The sequence below is a fragment of the Allobosea sp. P4_E12 genome, assembly GCF_056401655.1.
This window is the reverse complement of the sequence record NZ_JBFUIY010000028.1, coordinates 1-24,849: the sequence shown is the minus strand read 5'-3', so window position 1 is coordinate 24,849 and position 24,849 is coordinate 1. Positions and strand designations below refer to the sequence as shown.

Here is a 24,849-nt window from a genome sequence, read left to right as displayed (position 1 = left end):
CCAAAGCATGGTCCAGCGGAAATCTGTCCGCGCCATGCCGGACAAACCGCAAGGTGATGCAGAGCCGGAAACGATCCGGAAACTTCGAAGATCCAGGTGACGAATCCCGGGCTCCTGCCTGGAGGCTCCCGGGATTGGCGCCGCGCTCAGGCGCTTACGCCCACCACTTCTCGCCAACCGTGAAGCGGCCAGCCGCGTCCTCGATGACCTGGCCGAGCGAGAACAGCGTCTCCTCGTCGAAGGGGCGGCCGATCAGCTGCAGGCCAAGCGGCAGGCCCTGCGCATCCTGTCCGGCGGGCACCGCGATGCCCGGCAGGCCGGCCATGTTCACCGTGACCGTGAAGACGTCGTTGAGATACATCTCGACCGGATCAGACGAGCCCTTCTCGCCGATGCCGAAGGCCGCCGAGGGCGTCGCCGGCGTCAGCACGGCGTCGATTCCGTCGGCATAGGCCAACTCGAAATCGCGCTTGATCAGCGTGCGGACCTTCTGGGCCTTGAGATAATAGGCGTCGTAATAGCCGGCCGAGAGCACATAGGTGCCGATCATGATGCGGCGCTTGACCTCGGCGCCAAAGCCTTCGGCGCGGGTCTTCTCGTACATCTCGACGATGTCGCGGCCCGGCACGCGCAGGCCGTAGCGCACGCCGTCATAGCGGGCGAGGTTGGAGGAGGCTTCCGCCGGCGCGACGATGTAATAGGCGGGCAGAGCGTATTTCGTGTGGGGCAGCGAGATGTTGACGATCTCGGCACCGGCTGCCTTCAGCCAGGCGATGCCCTGCTGCCAGAGAGCCTCGATCTCGGGCGACATGCCGTCGAGCCGGTATTCCTTGGGAATGCCGATCTTCATGCCCTTCACCGAGCGGCCGACCGCGGCCTCGTAGTCCGGCACGGCGAGGTTCGCGGAGGTCGTGTCCTTGGCATCGTACCCGGCCATCGAGCGCAGCATCACGGCGCTGTCGCGCACCGTCTTGCCGATCGGACCGGCCTGGTCGAGCGAGGAAGCGAAAGCGACCGTGCCCCAGCGTGAGCAGCGGCCATAGGTCGGCTTGATGCCGACTGTCCCGGTGAAGGCCGCCGGCTGGCGGATCGAGCCGCCGGTATCCGTCGCGGTGGCGGCCAGGCAGAGGTCGGCGGCGACGGCGGCGGCCGAGCCGCCCGACGAGCCGCCCGGAACCAGATGGTTGCCCTCGATTGCGCCGGAGCCACCTGCTCCGACATTCGAGCCGCTGCGGCGCCAGGGATTGACGACATTGCCGAAGGCGCTGGTCTCGTTCGACGAGCCCATGGCGAACTCGTCATTGTTGAGCTTGCCGAGCATCACCGCGCCGTCGCGCCAGAGCTGGCTCGTCACGGTCGATTCATAGGCTGGCACGAACTCGCCAAGGATCTTCGAGCAGGCGGTGGTGCGCACGCCCTCGGTGGCGAAGAGGTCCTTGATGCCGAGCGGCAGGCCTTCGAGCGGGCCGCCCTCGCCCTTCGCCAGCCTGGCATCGGAGGCCGCGGCCTGCTTCAGCGCGTGGTCCGGCGTCTCCAGCACGAAGGCGTTGAGCGCGCGGGCCTTCTCGATGGCGGCGATATGCGCCTTGGCGAGGTCAGTCGCGGAAAAGGTCTTTGCCTTGAGGCCGTCGCGGGCCTCGGTCAGCGTCAGGCGGGTCAGGTCGGTCACGTCAGTGGTTTCCGGCAAATTGAACTGGGAGGAGCCCGCGGAGCGCGCGCCTGGCGCTTCCGGGGAGATAGAACGGGCGGATCAGCGCCTATTCGACCACCTTCGGCACCATGAAGAAATTGTCCTCGGAGACCGGCGCATTGGCGACGATCCGATCGGCGATCTCGCCATCCGTGACGACATCCTGGCGTTGCGTCATCGCCATCGGCGTGACCGATGTCATCGGCTCGACGCCGCTGACATCGACCTCGTCCAACTGCTCGACGAAGCCGAGAATGGCGTTGAGCTCGCCTTGCAGCTTGGGCAGATCGGCCTCGGGCACGGCAATGCGCGCCAGATGCGCGACGCGCTTCACGGTGGCGAGATCGACCGACATGGCAGGCTCCTGAAACTGTGGCTGAACAAGCCGAAACTGATTTGCCCGCGCTATAGCGCGTCGGCGGCAAAAGGATAAGTCAATACTGACGGGTCGTCGGAATCCCGGCCAGAACGCCGGGATCCATCGTCATGGACCGAAGCTGGATGGAGACGGGAATAGCGCGCTTCGTTGCCGATCCCGGATGACGCGGCCTTGCGTCAGATCTCGACCGCCTCGCCCTTCCCGGGCACGAGGGCCCGAACATCGCTGCCCTTCAACGCCGCGACGAACTCGTCGGCATTCTGGGCGATGATCGGGAAGGAGCCGTAATGGCAGGGGATCGCGACCTTCGGCTTGACGAAGCGGGTCATGGCCAGCGCCGCGGTCTTCGCGCCCATGGTGAAGCGGTCGCCGATCGGACAGATGCAGATGTCGACGGCATTCAGTTCGCTGATCAGCGCCATGCCCGGGAAGATGTCGGTGTCGCCCATATGCCAGAGCGTCTTCTCGCCCGGGGCCTTGATGACCACGCCATTGGCGCTGCCGAGCGGGAAAGCGACACCGGCCTCGACCAGGCCGGCCGAGTGATCTGCCCTGACCAGGGTGGTCTGGAAGGAGCCGAGATCGACCGTGCCGCCGGTATTCATCGGCTCGAACTTCTTCAGGCTCTTCGAGGCAAGGTACATGCACAGGTCGAAATTGGTGACGACGGTCGCGTGATTGGCCTCGGCGATGGCAAGCGTGTCGCCGATATGGTCGCCATGGCCATGGGTGATCACGATATGGCTGACGCCCTTCGATGCCTCGGCGGCATTACCCTCGAAGGCCGGATTGCCGGTGAAGAACGGATCGATCAACAGCGAAGCGCCGGGGAGATCGAGGCGGAAGGCCGAATGGCCGAACCAGGTGAGCTTCATGGCGGAACCCCTTAGGCTGACGGGCAAGACAGCCTATCTAGGCCGGCAACGCGCGCCGTCCAAGTCGACTTTGCATCGGGCGACGTGCACGCTGCCACGCCTGGACCAAATGGAACCCTCGCCATGACCGACGCCGCAACCCTTTCCCGCCGCATTGCCCAGGGCCGTGGCGACGAGCCGGCCGATCTCGTCATTCGCGGCGCCAGGCTGTTCGATCTCGTCACCGGCGCCCTGGTCGAGACCGATATCGCGCTCTGCGGTGGAACGATCGTCGGCACCTATGGCCGTTATGAGGGCATCGCGAGCTTTGATGCCCGGGGGCTGATCGCGGTGCCCGGCTTCATCGACACGCATCTTCATGTCGAATCGTCGCTGGTGACGCCGTTCGAGTTCGAGCGCTGCGTGCTGCCGCACGGGGTCACGACCGCGATCTGCGACCCGCACGAGATCGCCAATGTCCTTGGCGTCGAGGGTATCAGCTATTTCCTGCGCTGCGCCGAGGCGATGCGCATGGATTTGCGCGTGCAGCTCTCGAGCTGTGTGCCGGCGACGCATCTGGAAACAGCAGGGGCCCGACTGGAGGCGGGCGACCTGACGCCGCTGATGGACCATCCCAAGGTGATCGGGCTCGCCGAGTTCATGAACTTCCCGGGCGTGCTTCACCGCGATCCCGGCTGCCTCGCCAAGCTCGAAGCCTTCTCTCACCGGCATATCGATGGCCACGCCCCGCTGGTCCGTGGAATGGACCTGAACGGCTACCTCTCGGCCGGCATCCGCACCGATCATGAAACGACCACGGCCGAGGAGGCGCGCGAAAAACTCGCCAAGGGCATGGCGATCCTGATCCGCGAGGGCTCGGTGTCAAAGGACCTGCATGCCCTGATCCCGCTGATCACCCGCGACGCCTCCCCCTTCCTCGCGTTCTGCACAGATGATCGCAACCCGCTCGACATCGCCGAGGAAGGCCATCTCGACCACATGATCCGCACTGCGATCGCCGCCGGGGCGGATGTGCTTGCGACCTATCGCGTCGCGACGCTCTCGGCTGCACGGAATTTCGGCCTGTTCGATCGCGGCTTCATCGGCCCCGGCAAGCGCGCCGACATCGTGCTCGTGGATGATCTCGCGACCTGCCAGGTGAAGTCTGTCTTTGCGGGAGGCCGGCTCGTCGAGGGTGCCCTCTTCGCGGATCGCAAGCCCATTCCGCCGGTCGGCCTCGGCAGTGTCCGGTGCCGCAGACTGGAGCCGGGAGATTTCAAGGTCGCGGCCCGGTCCGGCGACACCCCCGTCATCGGCGTCGTGCCGGGCCGCATCATCACCGAGCGGCTGGCGATGTCCCTGCCCGCCCGGGATGGAGAGGCCCTGCCCGACCTCACGCAGGACGCGGTCAAGGTCACGGTGATTGAACGGCATGGCAAGACGAACGGCATCGCGACCGGCTTCGTCCACGGCTTTGGCATGAAACACGGCGCCATCGCCTCTTCCGTCGGCCATGACAGCCATAATCTCTGCGTCGTCGGCGTCGACGAAGCCTCGATGGCGGCTGCCGCCAACCGGCTGATCGAGATCGGCGGCGGGTTCGCCGTCGCGGATGGTGGCGTGGTCAAGGCGGAGCTGGCGCTGCCGGTTGCCGGCTTGATGAGCGACCGGCCTTTCGAGGTCGTGCGGCACGGCCTGGAGGGCTTGCGAACGGAAGCGAAAGCGCTCGGCGTCGTGCTGGCCGAGCCATTCCTGCAGGTCGCCTTCCTGACCTTGCCGGTGATCCCGCACCTGAAGATCACCGACAAGGGGCTGGTCGATGTCGATCGGTTCGACTTCGTCTGAGATCTAGCTTCACGGCATCGGCCCGCAGAGTGGATTGCGGACTTCAGGCCGATGCCGACACAGAAAGTCGGATCATCGGACCGGATGCGAGCCGGTTCGTTGATATAGACTCTTGTCTTTGCATCGGCTTTCCCGAAAACCGCAATCCACTCTGCGGGCCGATGCTTTAGGCGGAGAGGATTTCCTCAGGGATCAGAATCCCTTCAGCGCGGGCCTTCGCACGCAGATTCAAGCGCCTCGTCCCCGGCAGGCGCGTGCCTGGCTGGTCCTCTATCGCGTGGGCCAGCAGCTTCATGCGTTCGGCGAACCAATTGCCGCCCATGCTGGCGGGATCGATCGCGAGGATGAGCTGGCCGGTATCGGGTGGACCGCCCTTGTCGTCGATGAAGGAGGACGCCTGGAAGGCGAAATGCGTGCCGACCAGTGCCGCGGCGAGGATCTCCACCATCATCGCCAAGGTCGCGCCCTTGGCGTCGCCGAGCGGCACCATGGTGCCGGCAATCGCGGCGGCCGGGTCGGTTGTCGGCTTGCCATCCGCATCGAGCGCCCAGCCTTCGGGGATGGGCTCGCCCTTCTGTCTGGCGGCGACGATCGGCCCGCGCGCGACCTTGCTCAGCGCCATGTCGATGACGACCGGCTCGCGCCCGGCGAGCGGTGCGGCAAAGGCAATGGGATTGGTGCCGAAGACCGGCTTCGAGCCGCCCCAGGGCGCCATCGCGCCCGGCGTATTGGCGAAGAGCAAGGCGACGAGCCCCTGCTCGGCCAGGCGCTCGACATGCAGTCCCGCAGCGCCGCAATGGTTCGAGCGCCTGATCGGTGCCGCGACGACGCCCTGGGCGCGTGCGAGTTCGGGCAGCTCGCTGACCGCAAGATCGATCGCGGGATAGGCAAAGCCATGGGCGGCGTCGATGGCGAGCACGCCGGGCTTCGGTCGCCGGGCGATCGGCACGGCCTGGCCATCGATCTTTCCCGATTTCAGCATGGCCAGATAGGTCGGCACACGCGAAAGGCCGTGGCCCTTCAAGCCGTCGGCCTCGGCCATCACCAAGGCCCAGGCAACGGAGGCGGCATTGGCCGCTGAAGTCCCCGCAGCGGCGAACAGCGCCGCAATTCTGGCTTCGGCCTCCTCCAGAGAAAGGCAGGTCATGTCCGCCCCTCCAGCGCGGCGATGACGCGCTCCGCGACGAGGCCGGAAACGCGCCCGTTCGATTCGACGGTATTGCCGGCGATATGCGGCGTCAGGATCAGGTTCGGCGTGCCGGCGAAGAGCTTGGCGCCGCCGCGCAGCGGCTCCTCCTCGAAGACGTCGAGCGCCGCACCGGCGAGCCTGCCGCTCTTCAGGGCCTCGACCAGCGCGGCCTCGTCCATGACTCCGCCACGCGAGGCGTTGATCAGGATCGCGTCCGGCTTCATGCGCGCGAAGGACGCGCTTCCGATTAGCCCCTTGGTCTCCGAGGTCAGCGGCAGATGCAGGCTGATTACATCCGAGGTCGCAAGCAGGGCATCGAGCTCCAGCCGCTCGACATTGCTCCAGACCGGATCACCGGCTGGAACATAGGGGTCGTAGGCGGCGATGCTCATCCCGAGCAAGCGGGCATGCGCCGCAGCGTCACGCGCGATGGCGCCAAAGCCGACGAGCCCCATGCGCTTGCCGGCGATCTCGCGGCCGATCAGCTTTGTCTTTGGAAATTCGCCAGCCAGCATGGCTGCATTGGCGAAATAGGCGCCGCGCAACAGGGTCATCGCCGTGCCGATGACATATTCGACGACCGAGAGGCTGTTCGCCCCGGTCGCCGGGAAAACCTTGATGCCGCGGCCGGCGCAGGCTTCCATGTCGATATTGTCGAGGCCGACGCCAAGCCGGCCGATGACCGTCAAATTCTTCGCGCCTGCCAGCAACGCCCCTCTCACCTGCGTCTGGTTGCGGACGATGAGGGCCGGGATGTCGGCGACCAGCCGGGCGAGTTCGTCCGGCTTGCCGAAGAGTTCAGGGTCGTGATGAACCGCGTAGCGGGCGCTGAGGCTTGCGACCGCCGCCTCATCCATGAATTCGGTGATGACGATATCGGTCATGGCTCTCCCGCCTTGCGTGGCTGCTCAACCCAATGCTGTCAGGCCGCCGAGGACGAGCCCGAGAATGACGAGGCTGGTCCCGGTGACGACGACAAGATGCCGCCAGCCCAGCCGCACCATCGAGCCGATCGAGGTGCCGAGCCCGAGCGCGGCGATCGCGATCAGAAGCCCCCAGCGCGAGGCCTCCAGCAAGGCCGCGCGCACCGGCTCATAGAATCCGGCCAGCGTGGGCTGCGTCGCAAACGCGCTGTTGACCAGGCAAAGCGCCAGGAAGACGAAGGCGAAAACCGGGACCGGCACCTTGGCATCACTGGGATGGCCGCCTTCGCGCGCCATCCACCAGCCGACGAGCAGCACCGCGGGCAGCAGCAGGAAGACGCGGAACAGCTTGACGATGACGGCAGCATTGGCCGCATCGTCGGAAACAGACTGGCCGGCGCCGACGACCTGCGCGACGTCGTGAATCGAGGCCCCCAGCATGACGCCGGTTTGGGTCGGGCTCAGGCCGAGCCAGACGCAGATCAGCGGGTAGGCCAGCATCGCGATCGTCGCGAGCGCATTCATGGCGATGACCGTGAAGGCGACATCGGCGGCCTTGCCGCGATAATCCGGAAGCACGCTCGCCGTCGCCAGCGCCGCAGAGGCGCCGCAAACCGCGGTCGCAACCCCGGCAAGCGCGCCAAAACCGTGTTCGCGCCCGAGCAGGCGGGCCAGCCAGAAGCCGGAGATGACTGTCACGATCATCGAGAACACGACCAGCAAAGCGGTCGACAGGCCGAGCGCGATGATGTCGCCGAGCGCGATGCGCAGGCCGAGCAGCGCTATAGCCCAGCGCAGCATCTTCTTGACGCAGAAGACCATGCCAGCCTGGAACCGAACGGTATTCGCCAGCGGATGCAAGGCCATGCCGATCAGCAGGGCGATGACAACTGCAGGGATGCCGATCTTGCCGCCGAGCCAGGTCTTCAGGACCGGCTCAGCCAGGACCGACGCAATGGCAACAGCGGTCGAGAGCACGATCCCGTCGAGAAGGGGGCGCCAGGCGCTCAGCGGAGAGGATGAGGCGACGGACAAGAACTCTGCTCCGGCTTGCTCTGCCGGTCTTCGGCAGGTGGAGGGCGGGCGGCATAGCGCCCGCCCGCCGGTTTAGTGTCCGGTCAGGCCGAGCGATAGAGCTTGGTCATCGAAAACTCGCGATGCCCCAGTGCTTCGGCCGCGGTCATACGCCCATTGGCGGTGCGCACGATATTCTGGATGAGCGCATCGCCGGCCTGCGAAATCGTCAGGTCGCGGCGCAGGATGCCGGAGACGTCGACATCGATATGCTCCGGCATGGTGCGCATCGTCTTGGGATTGCCGGTGATCTTGATGACCGGGACGATCGGATTGCCGATGACGTTGCCCTGCCCCGTCGGGAATGTGTGCACGACATAGCCGCCGGCCGCCATCAGGGTCACGCATTCCGCCGCGGCCGAGGAGGTGTCCATGTAGTAGAGGCCGGGGCCCTTGGCCGGCGCTTCCGCCGGCTCGAGGATGTCGATGAACTTGCACTCCCGGCCGATCTTCTCGAGATTGCCGAGCGCCTTTTCCTCGATCGTGGTCAGGCCGCCGGCGATGTTGCCCTTGGTCGGCTGGCTGTCGGAGAGGTCGTCGGTCTTGTGGGCCTCGATCACGTCGTCCTGGTAGGCCTTCCACATCTTGTACCAGCGCTCGCCGACCTCCGGTGTCGCGGCGCGGGCCTTGCAGAGATGCTCCGCACCGGTGATCTCGGAGGTCTCGCCGAAGACGCCATAGACGCCGCGCGGAATCCATTTGTCGTACATGTTGCCGACGGTCGGGCAGGAGGAGAGCCCGGTCGTGGTGTCGGATTCACCGCATTTGGTCGAGACCCAGAGCTCCTCGATGCCGCATTTCTCGCGCTGCAGCTCGGTCGCCCACTGCACGAACTCCTTGGCGACATAGGACGCCTTGGCGATCGTGGCGATGTCGCCATGGCCCTCGATGCCGAAGCCGACGACCGGCTTGCCGGTCTTGGCGATGCCGTCAACGACCCGCTTGGTCCAGCCATCCTCGATGCCGATGACGATGACGGCGGCTACATTGGGGTTGGATCCCGTGCCGATCAGGGTGCGGAAATGGACCTCGAGATCCTCGCCGAACTGCAGGCGGCCATAGGCATGCGGAATCGCGAGCGTGCCCTTGATATTATTGGCGACCGCCTCGCAGGCGGCATTGGAGAGGTCGTCGAGCGGCAGCAGCAGGACGTGGTTGCGCACGCCGACGCGGCCATTCTCCCGGCGCCAGCCATGGAACGAATCGAGACTGCGGCCGGTCGGGCGCTTCACCATCGGCGCCTTGAACTCGGGCGCTTCGATCTTGCGGCCCTTGATGCGTCCGAGCTTGCCCTTCACGAGATCGAAATTGGCGACGATCGACATGGCGTTTCCTTCGTTTTCTTGACGGGCTCGACCCTGGCGGGAGCCCCGGAACAGGTCAGGCGGCGAACGTGCCGATCACCAGCGCTTGGTCTTGGCGTTGTGCACGTGGAGATGCTCGCCCTTGCCGATATCGGCGACGGCCTTGCCGATGTCCTGGCCGTATTTCCAGATCGTGTCGCCCTTCTTGATGTCCTTGAGCGCGACCTTGTGGCCGATCGGGATGTCCATCTTCGCGGCCAGGCGAAAATCCGAATTGTCGTGGGTGACGACGCAGAGCATGTCCGTCCCGGCCTTCAGGCCCTCGACGACGACGACACCGACGGTGTCCTTCTGCTCATGCACCAGGAGATGGGGCTTGCTCATGTAACGCCTCCTTCAAGCTTGCGAAGGTTCGCTCTGGCCCGTGCGAAAATCGGGCTCGACCTGCGCTCGGTGAAGTCTTATATAAGACATATGAGTGTGCACAAGCTCGAAAATGCAGAGCGGCGCGGCGCGGTCGACACGGCTGAGCCGCTGGGCTTTCGGCCGCTCTATCGCCAGGTGAAGGCGATCCTCGTTCGCCGGCTCGTCGATGGCGTCTGGGCGCCGGGCGAAGGTCTGCCGAGCGAAGGGCAACTCGCTGCCGAGATCGGCGTCAGCCAGGGCACGGTGCGCAAGGCGCTGGACGAACTGGCTTCCGAAAATCTCGTCGTTCGCCGACAGGGGCGCGGCACCTTCGTGGCCGAGCACGACGAGCGCCGCATCCTGTTCCAGTTCTTCAAGCTGGTGCCCGACCATGGCGAGCGGCGCTTTCCCGACAGCGCCGTGCTGAGCATCGCGACCGGACTGGCTGACGCAGCCGAGCAAGCTGCGCTGGATCTCGACGACAAGGCGCCGGTCATTCGCATCCGCCGGATGCGCTCGCTCGATGCGGCGCCGCTGATCGTCGAGACGCTGACCCTGCCGCAACATCTGTTCCCGGGGCTGGAGCATGGACCGGTGCCCAACAATCTCTACAGCCTGTTCGCGGCGCGCTACGGCGTGACGATCGCGCATGCGCGGGAGAAGCTGAAGGCCGTCGCCCTGTCCCCGGTGGATGCAGCTGCGCTCGGTGTCGAAGCCGGCCGGCCCGCCTTGCAGATCGACCGCGTGGCTCTGGCGCTTGACGGCATGCCCGTCGAACGACGCCTCAGCCTCTGTCTGACCGAGGAGGCTCATTACCTTTCCGACCTGCGCTGAGGCGCGGGCGGCATACCCGTTCCATACCAAGCCGCCGGAGAGCGGTTCGTCACGACCGGAGGAAATGAATGATTGCCAAGACGACGAGACGCCTCGCACTCGCGGGGTTGCTGGCGCTAGGACTTGCCTCGCCCGCGGCGGCGCAGGGATTTCCAACCAAGCCACTGACATTGATCGTGCCCTTTGCGGCGGGCGGACCGAGCGACGTGATCGCGCGGTTGCTTGCCGACCATATGGGTCGCACGCTCGGCCAGCAGGTGGTGGTCGAGAACATCGCCGGTGCCGGCGGCACGGCCGGCGCCAAGCGCCTCGCCGCATCCGACGCCGACGGCCACACTCTGCTGATCCACCATCTCGCGCTCGCGGCCGCGCCTTCGCTCTACAACAATCTCGGATACGACACGCAGACCGCTTTCGCGCCCGTCGGGCTGGTGAATACCGGGCCCATGGTCGTGGCCGGCAAGCTCGCATTGCCGCCAGTGGACGCCAAGGCGTTCTTCCCCTTCGCCAAGCTGCAGGCCGACAAGCTGACCATCGCCCATGCCGGGATCGGCTCGAACGCCCATCTCTGCGCGGTCCTGCTCTCGCAGGCGCTCGGCGCGAAGTTCACACAGGTTGCCTATCGCGGCACAGGTCCTGCGATGAACGATCTCGTCGCCGGGCAGGTCGACGTGCTCTGCGACCAGTCGACCACCGCGGTGCCGCAGGTCCAGGGCGACAAGGTCCGTGCCTATGCGGTGACCTCGACCGAGCGCCTCGGCGTGCTGCCGAACACGCCGACCGCGCGCGAGGCCGGCACCGATCTGGAGATGACGATCTGGCACGGGCTCTACGCGCCGAAGGCAACTCCGGCAGCGGCGCTCGACAAGCTGAACGGCGCGCTGAAGGCCGCTCTCAAGGACCCCGTCGTCCTGGAGCGCTTCAAATCGGTCGGCACCAGCGCCTTTCCGGAAGCTGAATGGAGCCGCGACGCCCATGCCAAGCGCTTTGGCAGCGAGATCAGCAAATGGGCGACCTCACTCAAGGCCGCCGGCGTGACCCCGCAGAACGTGAACTAGACGCCATCCCCCACGCGCCGCTCGCCAGTACGGGCGGCGCGTGCTACCCGGCCCTGATGTCAGCCAATCTGGTTCCTCTCGAAACCTTCCTGAATCTGCCCGATCACGCGCGGCTGCTCGGCCTCGACCTCGGCACCAAGACGATCGGCCTCGCGCTGTCCGATGTGGAGCGCCAGATCGCAACGCCGCTGGAGACGATCAAGCGGGTCAAATTCGGGCTCGACGCAGCAGCCCTGCTGAAGATCGCCGCGAAATTCGACGTCGCAGGGCTGGTCATCGGCCTGCCGCTCAACATGGATGGCACGGAAGGGCCGCGCGTCCAGTCGACACGGGCCTTCGTCCGCAACCTCGCCCCCCTCACCGCCTTGCCGATCGCATTCTGGGATGAGCGCATGTCGACGCTGGCCGTGACGCGCACCTTGCTCTCGGCGGACGCCTCGAGAGCCAAGCGCGCCGAGGTGGTCGACAAGATGGCTGCGGCCTACATCCTGCAGGGTGCGCTCGATCGCCTGATGCGCATGGAGTCCCCGGACACCGACGAGGCCTGACATGCGAACGCCGCCACGGTTTCCCGCGACGGCGCCTCTATCCTGACATTGCCGGGCGGCGGGTTACGGAATGACGTAGCCGCGCTTGATCGCCTTCTTTTGCGCCTCTCGGTGGTTCTTGATCGCGCGCTTCTGATCCTCGAGGCTCATGCCTGCCATCGGATTGTTGTTGCGCGGCCCGCGATCATAGCCGCCGCCATCATAGGAGCCGCGCCGGTCGTCGTAGCGTGGGCCGCGCCGGTCGTCATAGCGTGGGCCGCGATCGTAGCCGCGGTCATACCCGCGATCAGGGCCACGCCCGTAACGCGGGCCGGGCTCGTAATAAGGATCGCGGTTACTGCCGCCATAGTACTGCGCCGAGGCGGGAGCCGCCCACAGCACTGCCGACGCCGCAAGTCCAAGGCCGACCAGCAGGGCCTTGCTGTAAACGCTCATTCTCGTCCTCCATGACCGCGCACAAAGCCGGTCCGCCTCAAAACTCAAATCCCGGGCCGACGATCAGTTGCCGCCGCGCGCCGGATCGGTGGTTCCGTTACGGGAACCACCATAGGGGCCACGCTCTGAATAATAGTTACCGGGGCCGTAGTACCCGCCATGGTAGCGCGGGCGCTGATAGACAACCACGGGCTCCTCATAGACATAGGCGGGCTGGTAGCCGTAACTCGGCTGATAGTAGCTCGGCTGGTAGCCGTATCCCCCGTAGGCGTAGCCATCATCGTAGTAGTAGGTCCCGGAATAGGCCGGCCGGTTGGCTGCGATGGCAGCCGCGCCGAGAAGACCAACACCAACGGCGCCTGCGATGGCAACGTTACGGTTGCAACAGCCCCAGCCCCGTCCACGATAGTAGCTGTATCCGGCGCCGGCCTTGTCGAGGCGGCTTGCGTCAACGCCGGCGCGGGGCTCGCTGGCCGCCGCCGGCAGGACGAATCCAGCGGCCGAGACCGAGACGGTGGCCAAAGCCACGATGGCGGATTTCCTGAGAGAAGACACGGGTCATATCTCCTGCGATTCACGCGCCTGAACCTGGATCGCATGATCAGGCATCATGCTTGAATGCGGCCTGAACCAATCACGGCGGGATTGCGGCGGATGCAACTCGGACTGCGCGGGACGCGCGCTTGTTCGGGGCCGGCTGTCGTGAGAGGGGTTACGAAACGCCTCCGATGACAGTTTCCCCTCCATCAACGTCAGCTTTGGCAGATTGTTCCGGCCCTCGGATTCGCGCTGCCGGCGCCAAAGGCCGTCGCAGCCAGGTCCCGATATGAATCCGATCATCAACAGCCTGGTGGCGATCTTCCTGGTGCTCGCGACCGGCTGGGCCCTGAAGGCTCGCGGTTTCGTCTCCCCCAGCCACTGGGCCGGGGTCGAACGGCTGACCTATCAGGTGCTGTTCCCGGCAGTCGTCATTCACACCCTGGCCGTCGCGGATCTGAGCCAGTTGCCGGTGCTGGCGATGGGGCTGACCCTGGTCACCGCGATTCTCGGCGTATCGACCGTCCTCCTGATCGTTCGCCCCCTGCTTTCGCGTGTCGGAATCAACGGCCCGGCCTTCACCTCGGTCCTGCAGGGCTCGGTGCGCTGGAACACCTTCGTCGCGCTGGCCCTGGCGGCCGGGCTGCACGGCCGTGAGGGGGCAACGTTGATGGCGATCGCGGTGGCCTCGATGATCCCGCTGCTGAACGTGCTCTGCGTCCTCGTCTTGGCGCGCTTTGCCGTCGGGCGCCCGATGAGCGCGGCAGAGACGGCGCGCTCGATCGCAGTGAATCCCTTCATCTGGTCGTCTGCCGTCGGACTTCTGCTCAACCAGATGCAATGGATGCTGCCCGCGGCCCTCACGACCTATGTCGATATCCTCGGCCGGGCGGCGCTGGGTGTCGGGCTGCTCGTGGTCGGCGCCGGGCTCGAGATCCATCGCTTGAAGCAACCGCGACTAGCCCATGGCCTTGCCATCGGGCTCAAGCTCGTCGTGATGCCGCTCGTCGCCTGGATATTGGCGCGGCAGTTCGGCGTCACCGGCACCGCACTGACGATCACGGTGGTCGCGGCTGCGGTGCCGACGGCTACCGCGGCCTATTTCCTCGCGCGCGACATGGGTGGCGACGCCCCGTTGATGGCCGAGATCACCACGATGCAGACCCTTCTGGCGCTCGTGACATTGCCGGTGGCGGTCCTGCTTCTGGGATGATTCCAGACGCGCGTCAGACCCGCCTGCCGATGCACGCAGAAATTGAATTCGTTATTCCGTTAGGTCATTCTACGCATTGAGATCGCGTCGCTGCACGACCGCAGCGCCGCATCGTTCAAGGGCAAGCTGCCATGACTGCGCGAGGGCCGAGGCCAGGCCGCAAGACCAGAAATCCTCCCCATACGCCATTCGAGGCCGCTTCGTTCTCGACCACTCCCGTGAGCCTGGAGAGCTCCGCCACCCAGCAACTCGGAGTTGCCGAGTACATCGAGAGCATTTGTGTGGAATTGCGCATGATGGCCCGGGCGGCCAAGCTCGAAACGCTGGTCTACTTCCTCGACATGGCCCGGATCGAGGCCACGATCCAGATCGAGAGCCACGGAACGCTCGGCAAGCCATCCGACTGAAGACGTTCTCCGACGGAAGGAAGCCCTCCGACTGACGGCCGATTCCGCGAGGTTTGATGGCCGGGCGGGCCGTCCCGACGCGCTCAGGGCATGACGCGCGAAAGCGCGCCGCCGGGATGGCGCAGAATCGTGCCGTCGAGTTCCAGCTCGATCAGCAGCCGGCCGACATCGCGGGCGGAGCGGCCGCTGGCCCGGATCAGGTCGTCCAGGGAAACGGGAGCTGCTCCAAGCAGGGCCAGGACGCGCGCGCGGATCTCATCGCCTCCCCCTTCTCCTTCCGCTTCGCCTACCGCTTCCGACGGTGGTTCGAGATCGGAGCCGGCGATGGCAGGGGGCAGAACCGTCCTCGGCGCCGGGGAGATTTCCGGCAGATCGAGTTCGTCCCAGAGGTATTCTGATTCCGGATCATAGCCCGCGCGTGGTTGTGCGAGGCCTGTCGGCAGGGCGCCGCCATGGCCCAGCAACGGTGCGAGCGCCTCGATGACATGCGCGGCCTCTGCGCATAGCGTCGCGCCTTCACGGATCAGGTGATTGCCGCCCTCGGCGCGCGGATCGAGCGGCGAGCCCGGTACGGCAAAGACCTGGCGCCCCTGTTCATTGGCGAAGCGGGCGGTGATCAACGACCCAGACTTGCGTGCCGCCTCGACGACGACAGTGCCGAGCGCAAGCCCGGAAACTAGGCGGTTGCGCTGCGGAAAGTCGCGTCCGCGCGGGGCCCACCCCATCGGCATTTCGCTGATCGCCGCTCCCGACATGATCAGTCGCTCGAACAATTGAGCGTTCTGGGGCGGATAGATTTCGTCGAGCCCACCTGCCAGTACGGCGACCGTGCCGGTGCCCAGGCTCGCGCCATGGGCAGCGGTATCGATGCCGCGCGCCAACCCCGACACCACGACGAAACCGGCCTCGCCGAGATCCTGCGCCAGCCTGGCGGTGAATTTGAGGCCGGCCGCCGAGGCGTTACGCGAGCCGACCAACGCGACGCAGGGGCGCAGCAGGACCTCGCCGCGACCAAGCACGAGCAAGAGCGGCGGCGCGGAATCGATCGCCTGCAGCGGCCGCGGATAGTCGGGCTCTCCGAGGGCGATCAGTCGGCCGCCACACCGGCGCAGCGCTTCGATCTCGCGTTCGGCCTCGGCAACGGAGCAAATCCGGATGCTGCGGCCCGAGGTCCGTGCCAGTTCTGGCAGCGCATCGAGCGCAGCCGCGGCACCGCCAAACCGATTCATCAGAGCGCGGAAGGTGCGTGGGCCGATGCTTTCGCTGCGGATGAGCCGGAGCCAGTCGAGACGCTGGCGATCGGTGAGTGCGATGCCAGCCATCCCTGATCAGCCCTTCTGGCCGATCTTGCCCTCGCTGCGGTCCAGCAGCCTGGCAATGTTCTCGCGATGCATGAACCAGAGCAGCACAGTCAGAACGGCCATCAGCACGGCCATGCGCGGCTCGTTCGCCCAGAACCAGAGCAGCAGCGGCGTCAGCAGGCTGGCGAGCAGCGCAGCAAGCGATGAATAGCGGCTGAGATAGGCGACGCTAAGCCAGATTGCCGCGAAGGTCACCGCGATCGGCCATTTCAACCCGATCAGAATGCCGAGATAGGTGGCGACGCCCTTGCCGCCCTTGAAGCGCAGCCAGACCGGGAAGAGATGCCCGAGGAAGGCACCGAGCCCGGCGAGGAGCGCAGCATCCCGGCCGCCGATCAGATAGAGCCCGACGAGCACGGCCGCCGTGCCCTTGAGCATGTCGCCCACCAGGGTCAGCGCCGCCAGCTTCTTGTTGCCGGTGCGCAGGACATTGGTGGCGCCGATATTGCCCGAGCCGATGCTGCGAAGATCAGGTCCGCCGCTGAGGCGCGTCAAAACGACACCGAAAGGGATCGAGCCCAGCAGATAACCGATGGCCACGGCAGCCAGTGCCGAAGACCCGGGCAGGCCCAAACTCATCATCTCAGGCATTCCGCCCCCGCTTCCCCAGGCCATCGCCGCAAGAGCTTAGACTGCGTCCGCCTCGTAGACCACTCGTCCGGCAACGAAGGTTGTGCGTACCAACCCATCGAGCCGCGCCTCGTCGAAGGGCGAATTCTTGGCCCGCGATTTCAGCTTGCGCTTGTCGACGACATAGGGCGCGTCGGGATCGAGCAGGATCAGATCGGCCGGAGCTCCGACCGAGAGGCGCCCGCACGACAATCCAAGCAGAGCGGCCGGGCGCGTCGAAAGCGCCGCCAGCAGTGTCGGCAGATCGGTCTGCCCTGCATGGACCATGCGCAGCGCTGCCGACAGCATCGTCTCGATGCCGAGCGCGCCATTGGCGGCCTCGGCGAAGGGCTGGCGCTTGGTCTCGACATCCTGCGGGTCATGGTCGGAGACGACGACATCGATCACGCCCTCGGCCAGCGCGGCCACCATGGCGAGCCGCTCGTCCTCATGGCGCAGTGGCGGCGAGACCTTGCAGAAGGTGCGGTAGTCGCCGACGTCGTTCTCGTTCAGCGTCAGATTGTTGATCGAGACGCCGCAGGTGATCCGCACGCCATCGGCCTTGGCCCGGCGCACGAGTTCGACGGATTCGGCGCAGGAGATCATCGCGGCGTGGTAGCGCGCGCCGGTCGCCCGCGCCAGGCGGATATCCCGCTCCAGCATGACGGTCTCGGCTTCGATCGGAATGCCCGGCAGGCCCTTGCGGCTGGCGAACTCACCCTCGTTCATCACGCCGGCGCCGCGCAGGTCCGGATCCTCGAGATGGTTCATCAGCAGCGCATCGAAATCGCGGCCGTAGATCATGGCGCGGCGCATGACCTGCGGATTGCGCACGGCCCGGGAGCCATCGGTGAAGGCGACTGCGCCTGCTTCGAGCAGCAGGCCGAACTCGGTGATCTCCCGGCCCTCGATCCCCTTGGTCAGGGCAGCAGCCGGCAGCACGTTGACGACCGCCTTGTCGCGGGCACGGCGCTTGATGAAATCGATAATGGCGGGATCGTCGATCGGCGGATCGGTATCCGGCCTGCAGACGACCGTGGTGACCCCGCCGGCCGCGGCGGCCTGCGAGCCCGTGCCGAGCGTTTCGCGGAACTCCGCTCCCGGTTCACCGAGAAAGGCGCGCAGATCGACCAGCCCTGGCGCGAGGATTAGGCCGCCCGCATCGACCCGCTGCACGCCCTCGCCCGTCGCCGGAGCGGCGCCCCAGGCGATCTCCGCAATCGCACCATCGCGCAGCAGAAGCGCACCCGGCCCCTGCCGGCCCGATGCAGGATCGACCAGTTGGGCGTTGACGATCGCAAGCTCGCGCATTTCGGACATGATCTCGCTCGGTCTCGCCTTCAGTGTTGTGTTCCAACCGGCCGGGGAATGGCTCGGCCGCGCTCAGCCATTGGGCAGATGCTGGGCCAGCGCATCCAGAACCGCCATGCGGACGGCGACCCCCATCTCGACCTGCTCGCGAATCAAGGACTGAGCGCCGTCAGCGACTTCCGAGGAAATCTCGACGCCGCGATTCATCGGGCCGGGATGCATTACGAGCGCGTCCGGGCTGGCCAGCGCGAGCTTGTCGCGGTCAAGGCCGAAATAGCGGAAATACTCCTTCGGCGACGGCACGAAGGCGCCGTGCATGCGCTCGAGCTGGAGACGCAGCATCATCACGATATCAGCCCCTTCCAGTCCCTTCTTCATGTCGGTGAAGACGGAGACGCCCATACGCTCGATGCCAACCGGAAGCAGGGTCGAGGGGGCGATCAGGCGGACCTTTGCGCCAAGCGCATTGAGCAGGATGATGTTGGAGCGGGCGACCCGCGAATGCACGATGTCGCCGCAGATCGCGACGGTCAGCCCGGCGATCCGGCCCTTGTTGCGGCGGATCGTCAGCGCATCGAGCAGGGCCTGGGTCGGGTGTTCATGCGCACCGTCGCCGGCATTGACGACAGAGCAGTCGACCTTGCGGGCGAGCAGGTTGACCGCACCGGCGGCGTGATGGCGCACCACCAGAATATCGGGGCGCATCGCGTTCAGGGTGGCGGCCGTGTCGATCAGCGTCTCGCCCTTCTTCACCGAAGAGGATGCTACCGACATGTTCATCACGTCGGCGCCGAGGCGCTTGCCGGCAAGCTCGAAGGAGGCCTGCGTGCGCGTCGATGGCTCGAAGAAGAGATTGATCTGGGTGCGGCCGCGCAGGGTCGCCGTCTTCTTCTCGACCTGTCGCGAAAGCGCGACATAGTCCTCGGCGCGATCGAGGAGAGCCTCGATATCCAGATGCGACAGGCCCTCGATGCCGAGGAGGTGGCGGTGCGGATAGGTCGGGGCTGGCGATGTCATTTGAAGGTGGTTGTTTAGGCACAGACTCAAGACGGCGCAAGCGGCGAGATGGCCATTGTCCAGCGCTTCGTCCAAGGGCGGGCCGGAGCGACCGCGCGGGGAACGGCCGGAAAGCGACAGTTGATCGCCGCGCCACTGTTGCATTCGCGCAGCAATCCCTATTTGACAGCGCTGTCGTGCTGAACCACTTTCGCGCGCAATTCCGAACCTGACCCCGGGCGCCCAGCGCCAAGCCAGGCCGGACCGGCACGATGCGTGCTGGCCCTGCCCCTTTGTCATGAGACTTTAGCTGCCATGAAGCTCCTCGTCGTCGAGTCGCCGGCCAAGGCCAAGACGATCAACAAGTACCTGGGCTCCGATTACGAGGTCATCGCCTCGTTCGGGCATATTCGCGACTTGCCCGCGAAGGACGGCTCGGTTGATCCCGAAGACGACTTCAAGATGCTCTGGGAAATCGAGGGGCGCGGCGCCAAGCAGGTCGCGGAGATCGCCAAGGCGGCCAAGGGTGCCGAGAAGATCATTCTCGCAACCGACCCGGATCGCGAGGGCGAGGCGATTTCCTGGCACGTGCTGGAAGCGCTGAACCAGAAGCGCGCCATCAAGGGCATTCCGGTCGAGCGCGTCACCTTCAACGCCGTGACCAAGGATGCGGTGCAGAAGGCCCTCGCCAACCCGCGCCAGATCGATCAGGCCTTGGTCGACGCCTATCTGGCGCGCCGCGCGCTGGACTATCTCGTCGGCTTCACCCTGTCTCCGGTGCTCTGGCGCAAGCTGCCCGGTGCCCGCTCGGCCGGGCGCGTCCAGTCGGTGGCCCTGCGCCTCGTCTGCGAGCGCGAACGCGAAATCGAAGCCTTCAGGGCCCGGGAATACTGGTCGCTGGTTGCGACGCTCGCGACAGATACCGGCGCGACCTTCGAGGCTCGCCTGGTCGGAGCCGACGGCAAGAAGATCACCCGGCTCGACATCGGCACCGGGGCGGAGGCCGAAGCATTCAAGGCGGCGCTGGAGACAGCTCTCTTCAACGTGGCGCAGGTCGAGGCCAAGCCGGTCAAGCGCCACCCCTACCCGCCCTTCCAGACTTCGACGCTGCAGCAGGAAGCCTCGCGCAAGCTTGGCATGGCACCCGCCCGCACCATGCAGGTTGCGCAGCGGCTCTATGAAGGCGTCGACATCGGCGGCGAGACCGTCGGTCTCATCACCTATATGCGAACCGATGGCGTCGACATGGACGGCAGTGCCATCACGGCTGCCCGCAGCGTCATCGGCAAGGAGTTCGGTGCGGCCTATGTGCCGAGCGCGCCCCGCAAATACACGGTCAAGGCCAAGAACGCGCAGGAAGCCCACGAGGCCATCCGCCCGACCGATCTCGGCCGGCTGCCAGCGATGGTCGTGCGCCATCTCGAGCCCGAACAGGCCAAACTCTACGAGTTGATCTGGAAGCGCACCATCGCGAGCCAGATGGAATCGGCCTCGCTGGAGCGCACGACGGTGGACGTCGCCGCCAAGGTCGGTTCGCGTCATCTGGAGCTGCGTGCCACCGGTCAGGTCGTGCTCTTCGACGGCTTCCTGACGCTCTATCAGGAGAGCCGCGACGACGAAGAGGATGAGGACAGCAAGAAGCTGCCGCCGATGAAGGCGGGTGACGGGCTGGAAAAGCGCGCCATCGCCGCCGATCAGCACTTCACCGAGCCGCCGCCGCGCTTCTCCGAGGCGAGCCTGGTCAAGCGCATGGAAGAGCTCGGCATCGGCCGACCCTCGACCTATGCCGCGACGCTGGCCACGCTGCGCGACCGCGAATATGTCCGCATCGAGAAGAAGCGGCTGGTGCCCGAGGACAAGGGCATGCTGGTCACCGCTTTCCTCGAGAGCTTCTTCGGACGCTATGTCGAGTTCGACTTCACGGCCAGCCTGGAAGAGAAGCTCGACCGTGTCTCAAATGCCGAGATCGACTGGAAGGCGCTGCTGCGCGAGTTCTGGGAAGAGTTTACCCAGGCCATCGCCGGCACCAAGGACCTGCGCGTCACCGAGGTGCTGGAAGCGCTGAACGGTGTGCTGGGAGAACATATCTTCCCAGCGCGCGGCGATGGCGGCGATCCGCGCACCTGCCCGACCTGCGGCACCGGTCAGCTCTCGCTGAAGCTTGGCAAGTTCGGCGCTTTCGTCGGCTGCTCGAACTACCCGGAATGCCGCTACACCCGGCCGCTGACCGTTCCGGCCAATGACGGCGAGGCCACGGCCGAGGGTGGCCAGGGCGCGCCCGGCGTGCGGGTCCTTGGCAAGGATCCGGTCACGGATCAGGATGTGACGCTGCGTGACGGTCGTTTCGGCCCCTATGTCCAGCTCGGCGAGGGCGAGAAACCGAAGCGCCAGAGCTTGCCCAAGGGCATGAGCGCGGCTGCCGTCGATCTCGACAAGGCGCTGGCATTGCTTGCGCTGCCCAAGGAAGTCGCGAAGCATCCGGAGAGCGGCGAGCCGATCCTGGTCGGCATCGGTCGCTACGGCCCCTACGTCCAGCACGGCAAGACCTACGCCAATATCGACAAGGACGACGATGTCCTCGCGCTCGGCGGCAACCGCGCCATCGACCTTATCGTCGCCAAGGAGAGCGGTGCGGGCGGAGGACGGTTCGGTCGTGGAGCGGCGGTGCCAGGACGGGAGGTCGGCGAGCATCCTGCTGGCGGCAAGCTCGTCGTGCGCGCCGGCAAATACGGCCCCTATGTCAACTGGGGCAAGGTCAACGCGACCCTGCCCAAGGCGATGACGCAGGAGAGCCTGACGCTCGAACAGGCGGTCGAACTCGTCAACGCCAAGGCCGAAGCCGGAGGCGCGAAGGGCGGAGCGAAGGCAGCCGCCAAGACGAAGCGTCCAAGCGCGGCGAAGGCGCCAGCCAAAGCGCCGGCAAAGAAGGCTGCCGGCAAGACGGCCGCCAAGGCTGCGCCGAAGTCGAAGGCCAAGACCAAGGCCGACGCCGAGGGCTGACCCTCGGCGTGCTCTCGCTTCAGGGAAGAGGCTGGCCAAGCTTATCGCGGCGAGGCTTCAGCCCGGCTCAATCTTCGCGCCCTATGGACATGCTCCCATAGGGCCAGCGCTGTTCTTGATGCCGATAGGCTTCCCCCTGCTCCAGGAAAAGCGGCCAGCCTGGGTCGGCGCAATGCAGCGACCGATTGGATTCGTTGCGCAGTGGAGGAAAAGCGGCCTCGGACGCGGGCCGCGAAGTCCGGCCTACATGCTGGCTACGACGACCAGGCGTTTGACCTCACCCCTGAGATAGGCCTGCAGGAACTTGTCGTAGTCCCTGAACGAAACGCATCCGTTCGAATCCCCTCGCGGTCCGAGGAGGTAGGTATGCGCCAACAGGCCGGCGCGTCCGTGGATGGCGCCGCTGCCGCCGACCGGGTGGAGCCGTATAGCCCGCACACCGTGGAAAAGAGCCTCGCGCTCCTTCAGATCGTAGACATGCGGCGGCGTGACACCCTGCATCCTCACATGCGCGAAGCGTGGGTCGTCCATCTTGTCGCCGAGCCCAGAATGCGCCTCGAGCCGGTCGCCATTTGGCATGTACACCATGCGCGCCGAGATATCGTAGATGGCCGTCGCCTGGGCCGAGACGCCCGCCGAAGCCGGCAAGGTCGGGCTGAGCTTTCTGCCGCGGCTCCTGTCGACGACGTCGTCCTCCGGCGCTGCATAGGCGAGAGCCGGCCCCGACGAGCGCTGCACCCCAAAGATCTTCTCGAAGAACGAGCGGTTATCTGCTGCCGTCGGCGCGGGCGGGACGGCGGCGGTCCGTGTCCGCCGGGTGGTCTGGCGCTCGACTACGCGCGGAGCCTCCGGATCGGCGGGAAGGCGAAGCTCGGACGGGCGCGGCACCGGAAGCGGCGTAATCTGAGCGAGCTTGGGCGCGTCCTGCGGCTGCGGCACCGGCGCAACGATCTCCGGTTCGACGGCCGGAGCCGGCAGCTCGACGGGGTCGGCAGGGGGCGCCGCGGCGGATTGGAAGCCGGCGGCCAGGGGAGAGCTTTCGCCAAGGGTGAGAGGAGCCGGCCCCAGCGAATAGTCGGGATCAAGGAGCGGATCGTAGCGTCGGCTGGAAGCGACCAAGATCGGTTCCAGCATGGGGGCAAGCTCACGCACGGCAGAGACGATCGGCTGACCGTCCTTCTGTGCCCAGAAGCCGGCTGCCGCGCTCAGACCCAGGGTCGCGACGACGAAGGCAATTCGGGAGAAACGGATCCTGTGTCGGCGATTGCGCGCACGAGGGGCGAGGCCAGCAGTCGGACCGGACGAAAAACTCATGCGTCGTACTCTCGGGATACTCTGGTACTCTTCCCGCCTCCGACGCGCGCCAACACCCACCCCGCTCACGCAGACTCATCACGATGAGCCGCAAGCGGGTCGGCTTGCTGTCCCGATCTTCAGTGCTGGGAAACCCTAACTGTGTTCGATCTTGATTAAGCGCGCGCTTGGTTAATCATGAATGAAGCTGAATCATGTTTTTCAAAGTGCGACCCTTTGGCGCGTCCGACGCTCAGCCCCCTCGGCAAGCACTGCGGCAGGCCCCGTATCTAACGACGGTGAGGGAAGCTGTGGCGTTGCGTGGCTCGCTCCGTCCGGCTTGAGTTTCACGAGGCGTTAACCCTGCCCCGATACGCATTCAGCACCACCGTCCCTTCCAAAATAGTAGCCGTAACTGTCGATGCGTAAGTTGAAACTCTATCCGCAACGTATCGACGGAAACGACGATCATTGCCCGACATCCATGCCCGGCAGCTCTGACGAGAGGGCCGCGAGGCAGGTCCCTCACGGTCTGCGCGCTCAGCTGCCCGTTTCCGCGGTCATCACTCCCGTGCACCGAGCGCCGGACCCTGACGCGGCGCCCAGTCGTGTGCGCTACACAAGGACGCCGGACCATCTCCTGCGGAAGGTGTGGGGTGGGCTGGAGGCTACGACGACACCCATGGTGGACGTCGACGCGGTCGTTGAGGCCAAGGTCGAGATCGATCCATGCGATGCGATCCCGCCTGCGGACGAAGACCATGTGAGTTTCGAAGAAGCCACGCCGGAAGTAGCCGCACGGGAAGTCATGGAGATCGTTCCCGCTGAGAGCGAGGCGGATGGCGCACTCGAGCTCTACGCGAATATCTCGGACCATGCGTTCTGGGATCTTGGGTCGATCTCTGCCGAAGGCATGTCCAGCCCCGCGCCTGAGGCGCCGTGGGAGGAGCCAGCGACGCCTCTGCACCGGGACTATGCCGAAGACGCTCCATCCTCAGTCGAGAGCGGGGACGCTGATGCGGTCCTTGCTCTTCCGGTTAGCGACCTAGCACTGAACGTCATTCCCAGTTCCGCTCCGGCCTTGAGCTGGTCGCAAACCTATACGGTCAACCTCCAACTCGGAGGCGCTGCATGGTCCAAGAGCGACATCGCGCCCGGTGTGCAGGCGTCCGGCGAAAGCCGCTCGCATGCCGAGCCCCGCGTGGCGCAAGCCGTTCTGCCTGCAGCCAAGCTGGAAAGCGAGCCTGAGCCAACCCGGAATGGCGAGGCCGACGAACCTGCCGGTGTCGATCGTCAGGCAAGACGACGCAAGGCGCTGCCTGCGCCCGCACCCCTCATGCAGACGGGCGTCTTCGAGCTGCCGCCGCTGAGCTATCTTGCCGAGCCGAAGACGCAGCCCGAGGCGGCGGTCTCGACCGAGACCCTGCAGCAGAATGCGGGATTGCTCGAAGGGGTGCTCGAGGATTTCAACATACGCGGCGAGATCGTCCAGGCCTGTCCCGGCCCGGTCGTGACGCTGTACGAGCTTGAGCCGGCGCCGGGCATCAAGTCGTCGCGGGTGATCTCGCTGGCCGACGACATCGC

Annotated in this window: 23 protein-coding genes; 8 read left to right on the top strand and 15 right to left on the bottom strand. The window is 65.9% G+C overall.

The features are described 5' to 3' along the window. Positions 1 to 154 precede the first annotated feature (154 nt). The 3 genes from gatA to AC1DW9_RS27310 form a co-directional block, all read right to left on the bottom strand. Positions 155 to 1,669: an Asp-tRNA(Asn)/Glu-tRNA(Gln) amidotransferase subunit GatA gene (gatA, locus tag AC1DW9_RS27320; protein ID WP_441507632.1), complete on the bottom strand. Its 1,515-nt coding sequence runs from the start codon at positions 1,667 to 1,669 to the stop codon at positions 155 to 157. An 88-nt stretch (positions 1,670 to 1,757) separates the two neighbouring features. Continuing rightward, complete coding sequence (gatC, locus tag AC1DW9_RS27315) at positions 1,758 to 2,045, bottom strand: Asp-tRNA(Asn)/Glu-tRNA(Gln) amidotransferase subunit GatC (RefSeq protein ID WP_113512524.1); 288 nt, start codon at positions 2,043 to 2,045, stop codon at positions 1,758 to 1,760. 200 nt (positions 2,046 to 2,245) lie between these two features. Next, positions 2,246 to 2,944, bottom strand: a complete 699-nt coding sequence (locus AC1DW9_RS27310) for a metal-dependent hydrolase (protein WP_441507631.1) — start codon at positions 2,942 to 2,944, stop codon at positions 2,246 to 2,248. Between the two features lie 123 nt (positions 2,945 to 3,067). Here AC1DW9_RS27310 and ade point away from each other — a divergent pair, with 123 nt between their 5' ends. After that, positions 3,068 to 4,768 (top strand): adenine deaminase, encoded by a 1,701-nt coding sequence (gene ade / locus AC1DW9_RS27305; protein WP_476776612.1) that lies wholly within the window; start codon positions 3,068 to 3,070, stop codon positions 4,766 to 4,768. 166 nt (positions 4,769 to 4,934) lie between these two features. On the opposite strand, the gene AC1DW9_RS27300 is transcribed toward ade, so the two are convergent. From AC1DW9_RS27300 to AC1DW9_RS27280, 5 genes are all read right to left on the bottom strand, one after another. Then, positions 4,935 to 5,915 carry an Ldh family oxidoreductase gene (locus AC1DW9_RS27300; RefSeq protein ID WP_476776613.1) on the bottom strand — a complete coding sequence of 327 codons (981 nt, stop codon included), beginning with the start codon at positions 5,913 to 5,915 and terminating at the stop codon, positions 4,935 to 4,937. Continuing rightward, entirely contained in the window at positions 5,912 to 6,841 is a 930-nt protein-coding gene (locus tag AC1DW9_RS27295) for a hydroxyacid dehydrogenase (protein WP_441491579.1), read from the bottom strand. Before AC1DW9_RS27295 ends, AC1DW9_RS27300 begins: the two co-directional genes overlap by 4 nt. 24 nt (positions 6,842 to 6,865) lie before the next feature. Continuing rightward, entirely contained in the window at positions 6,866 to 7,915 is a 1,050-nt protein-coding gene (locus tag AC1DW9_RS27290) for a YeiH family protein (RefSeq protein ID WP_441491578.1), read from the bottom strand. 83 nt (positions 7,916 to 7,998) lie between these two features. Further along, the gene (locus AC1DW9_RS27285; RefSeq protein ID WP_441507671.1) at positions 7,999 to 9,189 is read right to left on the bottom strand and encodes a UxaA family hydrolase; all 1,191 of its coding nucleotides are present in this window, start codon (positions 9,187 to 9,189) and stop codon (positions 7,999 to 8,001) included. A gap of 165 nt (positions 9,190 to 9,354) precedes the next feature. Continuing rightward, positions 9,355 to 9,642, bottom strand: coding sequence for a UxaA family hydrolase (locus AC1DW9_RS27280; protein ID WP_043234293.1), 288 nt, complete (start codon positions 9,640 to 9,642; stop codon positions 9,355 to 9,357). 90 nt (positions 9,643 to 9,732) lie between these two features. Between AC1DW9_RS27280 and AC1DW9_RS27275 the strand changes: the two genes are divergently transcribed. From AC1DW9_RS27275 to ruvX, 3 genes are all read left to right on the top strand, one after another. Further along, positions 9,733 to 10,497 (top strand): GntR family transcriptional regulator, encoded by a 765-nt coding sequence (locus AC1DW9_RS27275; RefSeq protein WP_476769745.1) that lies wholly within the window; start codon positions 9,733 to 9,735, stop codon positions 10,495 to 10,497. A gap of 68 nt (positions 10,498 to 10,565) precedes the next feature. Further along, positions 10,566 to 11,555 (top strand): tripartite tricarboxylate transporter substrate-binding protein, encoded by a 990-nt coding sequence (locus AC1DW9_RS27270; protein WP_441491576.1) that lies wholly within the window; start codon positions 10,566 to 10,568, stop codon positions 11,553 to 11,555. A 56-nt stretch (positions 11,556 to 11,611) separates the two neighbouring features. Then, the gene (gene ruvX / locus AC1DW9_RS27265) at positions 11,612 to 12,103 is read left to right on the top strand and encodes a Holliday junction resolvase RuvX (RefSeq protein WP_476776614.1); all 492 of its coding nucleotides are present in this window, start codon (positions 11,612 to 11,614) and stop codon (positions 12,101 to 12,103) included. A 63-nt stretch (positions 12,104 to 12,166) separates the two neighbouring features. Here ruvX and AC1DW9_RS27260 read toward each other — a convergent pair whose 3' ends face one another. Both AC1DW9_RS27260 and AC1DW9_RS27255 read right to left on the bottom strand, forming a co-directional pair. Beyond that, positions 12,167 to 12,538 (bottom strand): hypothetical protein, encoded by a 372-nt coding sequence (locus AC1DW9_RS27260; RefSeq protein ID WP_441491574.1) that lies wholly within the window; start codon positions 12,536 to 12,538, stop codon positions 12,167 to 12,169. 63 nt (positions 12,539 to 12,601) lie between these two features. Next, positions 12,602 to 13,093: a hypothetical protein gene (locus AC1DW9_RS27255; protein WP_441507626.1), complete on the bottom strand. Its 492-nt coding sequence runs from the start codon at positions 13,091 to 13,093 to the stop codon at positions 12,602 to 12,604. A 271-nt stretch (positions 13,094 to 13,364) separates the two neighbouring features. Between AC1DW9_RS27255 and AC1DW9_RS27250 the strand changes: the two genes are divergently transcribed. Together AC1DW9_RS27250 and AC1DW9_RS27245 are read left to right on the top strand one after the other, a co-directional pair. Beyond that, positions 13,365 to 14,288, top strand: a complete 924-nt coding sequence (locus AC1DW9_RS27250) for an AEC family transporter (RefSeq protein ID WP_441507625.1) — start codon at positions 13,365 to 13,367, stop codon at positions 14,286 to 14,288. A 218-nt stretch (positions 14,289 to 14,506) separates the two neighbouring features. After that, the gene (locus AC1DW9_RS27245) at positions 14,507 to 14,695 is read left to right on the top strand and encodes a hypothetical protein (RefSeq protein WP_441507624.1); all 189 of its coding nucleotides are present in this window, start codon (positions 14,507 to 14,509) and stop codon (positions 14,693 to 14,695) included. A gap of 83 nt (positions 14,696 to 14,778) precedes the next feature. Here the strand turns inward: AC1DW9_RS27245 and dprA are convergent, their stop codons facing one another. From dprA to AC1DW9_RS27225, 4 genes are all read right to left on the bottom strand, one after another. After that, complete coding sequence (gene dprA, locus AC1DW9_RS27240) at positions 14,779 to 16,008, bottom strand: DNA-processing protein DprA (protein WP_441507670.1); 1,230 nt, start codon at positions 16,006 to 16,008, stop codon at positions 14,779 to 14,781. Between the two features lie 15 nt (positions 16,009 to 16,023). Beyond that, a complete protein-coding gene (plsY, locus tag AC1DW9_RS27235; RefSeq protein ID WP_441507669.1) occupies positions 16,024 to 16,635 on the bottom strand; it encodes a glycerol-3-phosphate 1-O-acyltransferase PlsY in 612 nt (203 codons plus the stop codon). 48 nt (positions 16,636 to 16,683) lie between these two features. After that, the gene (gene pyrC / locus AC1DW9_RS27230; protein WP_441507668.1) at positions 16,684 to 17,976 is read right to left on the bottom strand and encodes a dihydroorotase; all 1,293 of its coding nucleotides are present in this window, start codon (positions 17,974 to 17,976) and stop codon (positions 16,684 to 16,686) included. A 72-nt stretch (positions 17,977 to 18,048) separates the two neighbouring features. After that, on the bottom strand, positions 18,049 to 18,993 hold the full coding sequence (locus AC1DW9_RS27225; protein ID WP_069880943.1) for an aspartate carbamoyltransferase catalytic subunit: 945 nt from the start codon (positions 18,991 to 18,993) through the stop codon (positions 18,049 to 18,051). Between the two features lie 294 nt (positions 18,994 to 19,287). Between AC1DW9_RS27225 and topA the strand changes: the two genes are divergently transcribed. Further along, a complete protein-coding gene (topA, locus tag AC1DW9_RS27220; protein WP_441507623.1) occupies positions 19,288 to 21,972 on the top strand; it encodes a type I DNA topoisomerase in 2,685 nt (894 codons plus the stop codon). Positions 21,973 to 22,215: 243 nt separating this feature from the next. On the opposite strand, the gene AC1DW9_RS27215 is transcribed toward topA, so the two are convergent. Further along, positions 22,216 to 23,286, bottom strand: coding sequence for a DUF2778 domain-containing protein (locus AC1DW9_RS27215; protein WP_441507622.1), 1,071 nt, complete (start codon positions 23,284 to 23,286; stop codon positions 22,216 to 22,218). Positions 23,287 to 23,947: 661 nt separating this feature from the next. Between AC1DW9_RS27215 and AC1DW9_RS27210 the strand changes: the two genes are divergently transcribed. Beyond that, on the top strand, positions 23,948 to 24,849 hold a 902-nt coding region (locus AC1DW9_RS27210; protein ID WP_476855237.1), incomplete at its 3' end, for a DNA translocase FtsK.

Bases quoted from the DNA above. Each gene is read 5' to 3' on its own strand.
- AC1DW9_RS27285 (WP_441507671.1), bottom strand. From the start codon at position 9,189: ATGGTGAAGCGCCCGACCGGCCGCAGTCTCGATTCGTTCCATGGCTGG.
- topA (WP_441507623.1), top strand. From the start codon at position 19,288: ATGAAGCTCCTCGTCGTCGAGTCGCCGGCCAAGGCCAAGACGATCAAC.
- AC1DW9_RS27280 (WP_043234293.1), bottom strand. From the start codon at position 9,642: ATGAGCAAGCCCCATCTCCTGGTGCATGAGCAGAAGGACACCGTCGGT.
- pyrC (WP_441507668.1), bottom strand. From the start codon at position 17,976: ATGCGCGAGCTTGCGATCGTCAACGCCCAACTGGTCGATCCTGCATCG.
- AC1DW9_RS27260 (WP_441491574.1), bottom strand. From the start codon at position 12,538: ATGAGCGTTTACAGCAAGGCCCTGCTGGTCGGCCTTGGACTTGCGGCG.
- AC1DW9_RS27270 (WP_441491576.1), top strand. From the start codon at position 10,566: ATGATTGCCAAGACGACGAGACGCCTCGCACTCGCGGGGTTGCTGGCG.
- AC1DW9_RS27310 (WP_441507631.1), bottom strand. From the start codon at position 2,944: ATGAAGCTCACCTGGTTCGGCCATTCGGCCTTCCGCCTCGATCTCCCC.
- AC1DW9_RS27225 (WP_069880943.1), bottom strand. From the start codon at position 18,993: ATGACATCGCCAGCCCCGACCTATCCGCACCGCCACCTCCTCGGCATC.
- AC1DW9_RS27215 (WP_441507622.1), bottom strand. From the start codon at position 23,286: ATGAGTTTTTCGTCCGGTCCGACTGCTGGCCTCGCCCCTCGTGCGCGC.
- AC1DW9_RS27275 (WP_476769745.1), top strand. From the start codon at position 9,733: ATGAGTGTGCACAAGCTCGAAAATGCAGAGCGGCGCGGCGCGGTCGAC.
- ade (WP_476776612.1), top strand. From the start codon at position 3,068: ATGACCGACGCCGCAACCCTTTCCCGCCGCATTGCCCAGGGCCGTGGC.
- AC1DW9_RS27295 (WP_441491579.1), bottom strand. From the start codon at position 6,841: ATGACCGATATCGTCATCACCGAATTCATGGATGAGGCGGCGGTCGCA.
- plsY (WP_441507669.1), bottom strand. From the start codon at position 16,635: ATGAGTTTGGGCCTGCCCGGGTCTTCGGCACTGGCTGCCGTGGCCATC.
- gatC (WP_113512524.1), bottom strand. From the start codon at position 2,045: ATGTCGGTCGATCTCGCCACCGTGAAGCGCGTCGCGCATCTGGCGCGC.
- ruvX (WP_476776614.1), top strand. From the start codon at position 11,612: ATGTCAGCCAATCTGGTTCCTCTCGAAACCTTCCTGAATCTGCCCGAT.
- AC1DW9_RS27300 (WP_476776613.1), bottom strand. From the start codon at position 5,915: ATGACCTGCCTTTCTCTGGAGGAGGCCGAAGCCAGAATTGCGGCGCTG.
- AC1DW9_RS27250 (WP_441507625.1), top strand. From the start codon at position 13,365: ATGAATCCGATCATCAACAGCCTGGTGGCGATCTTCCTGGTGCTCGCG.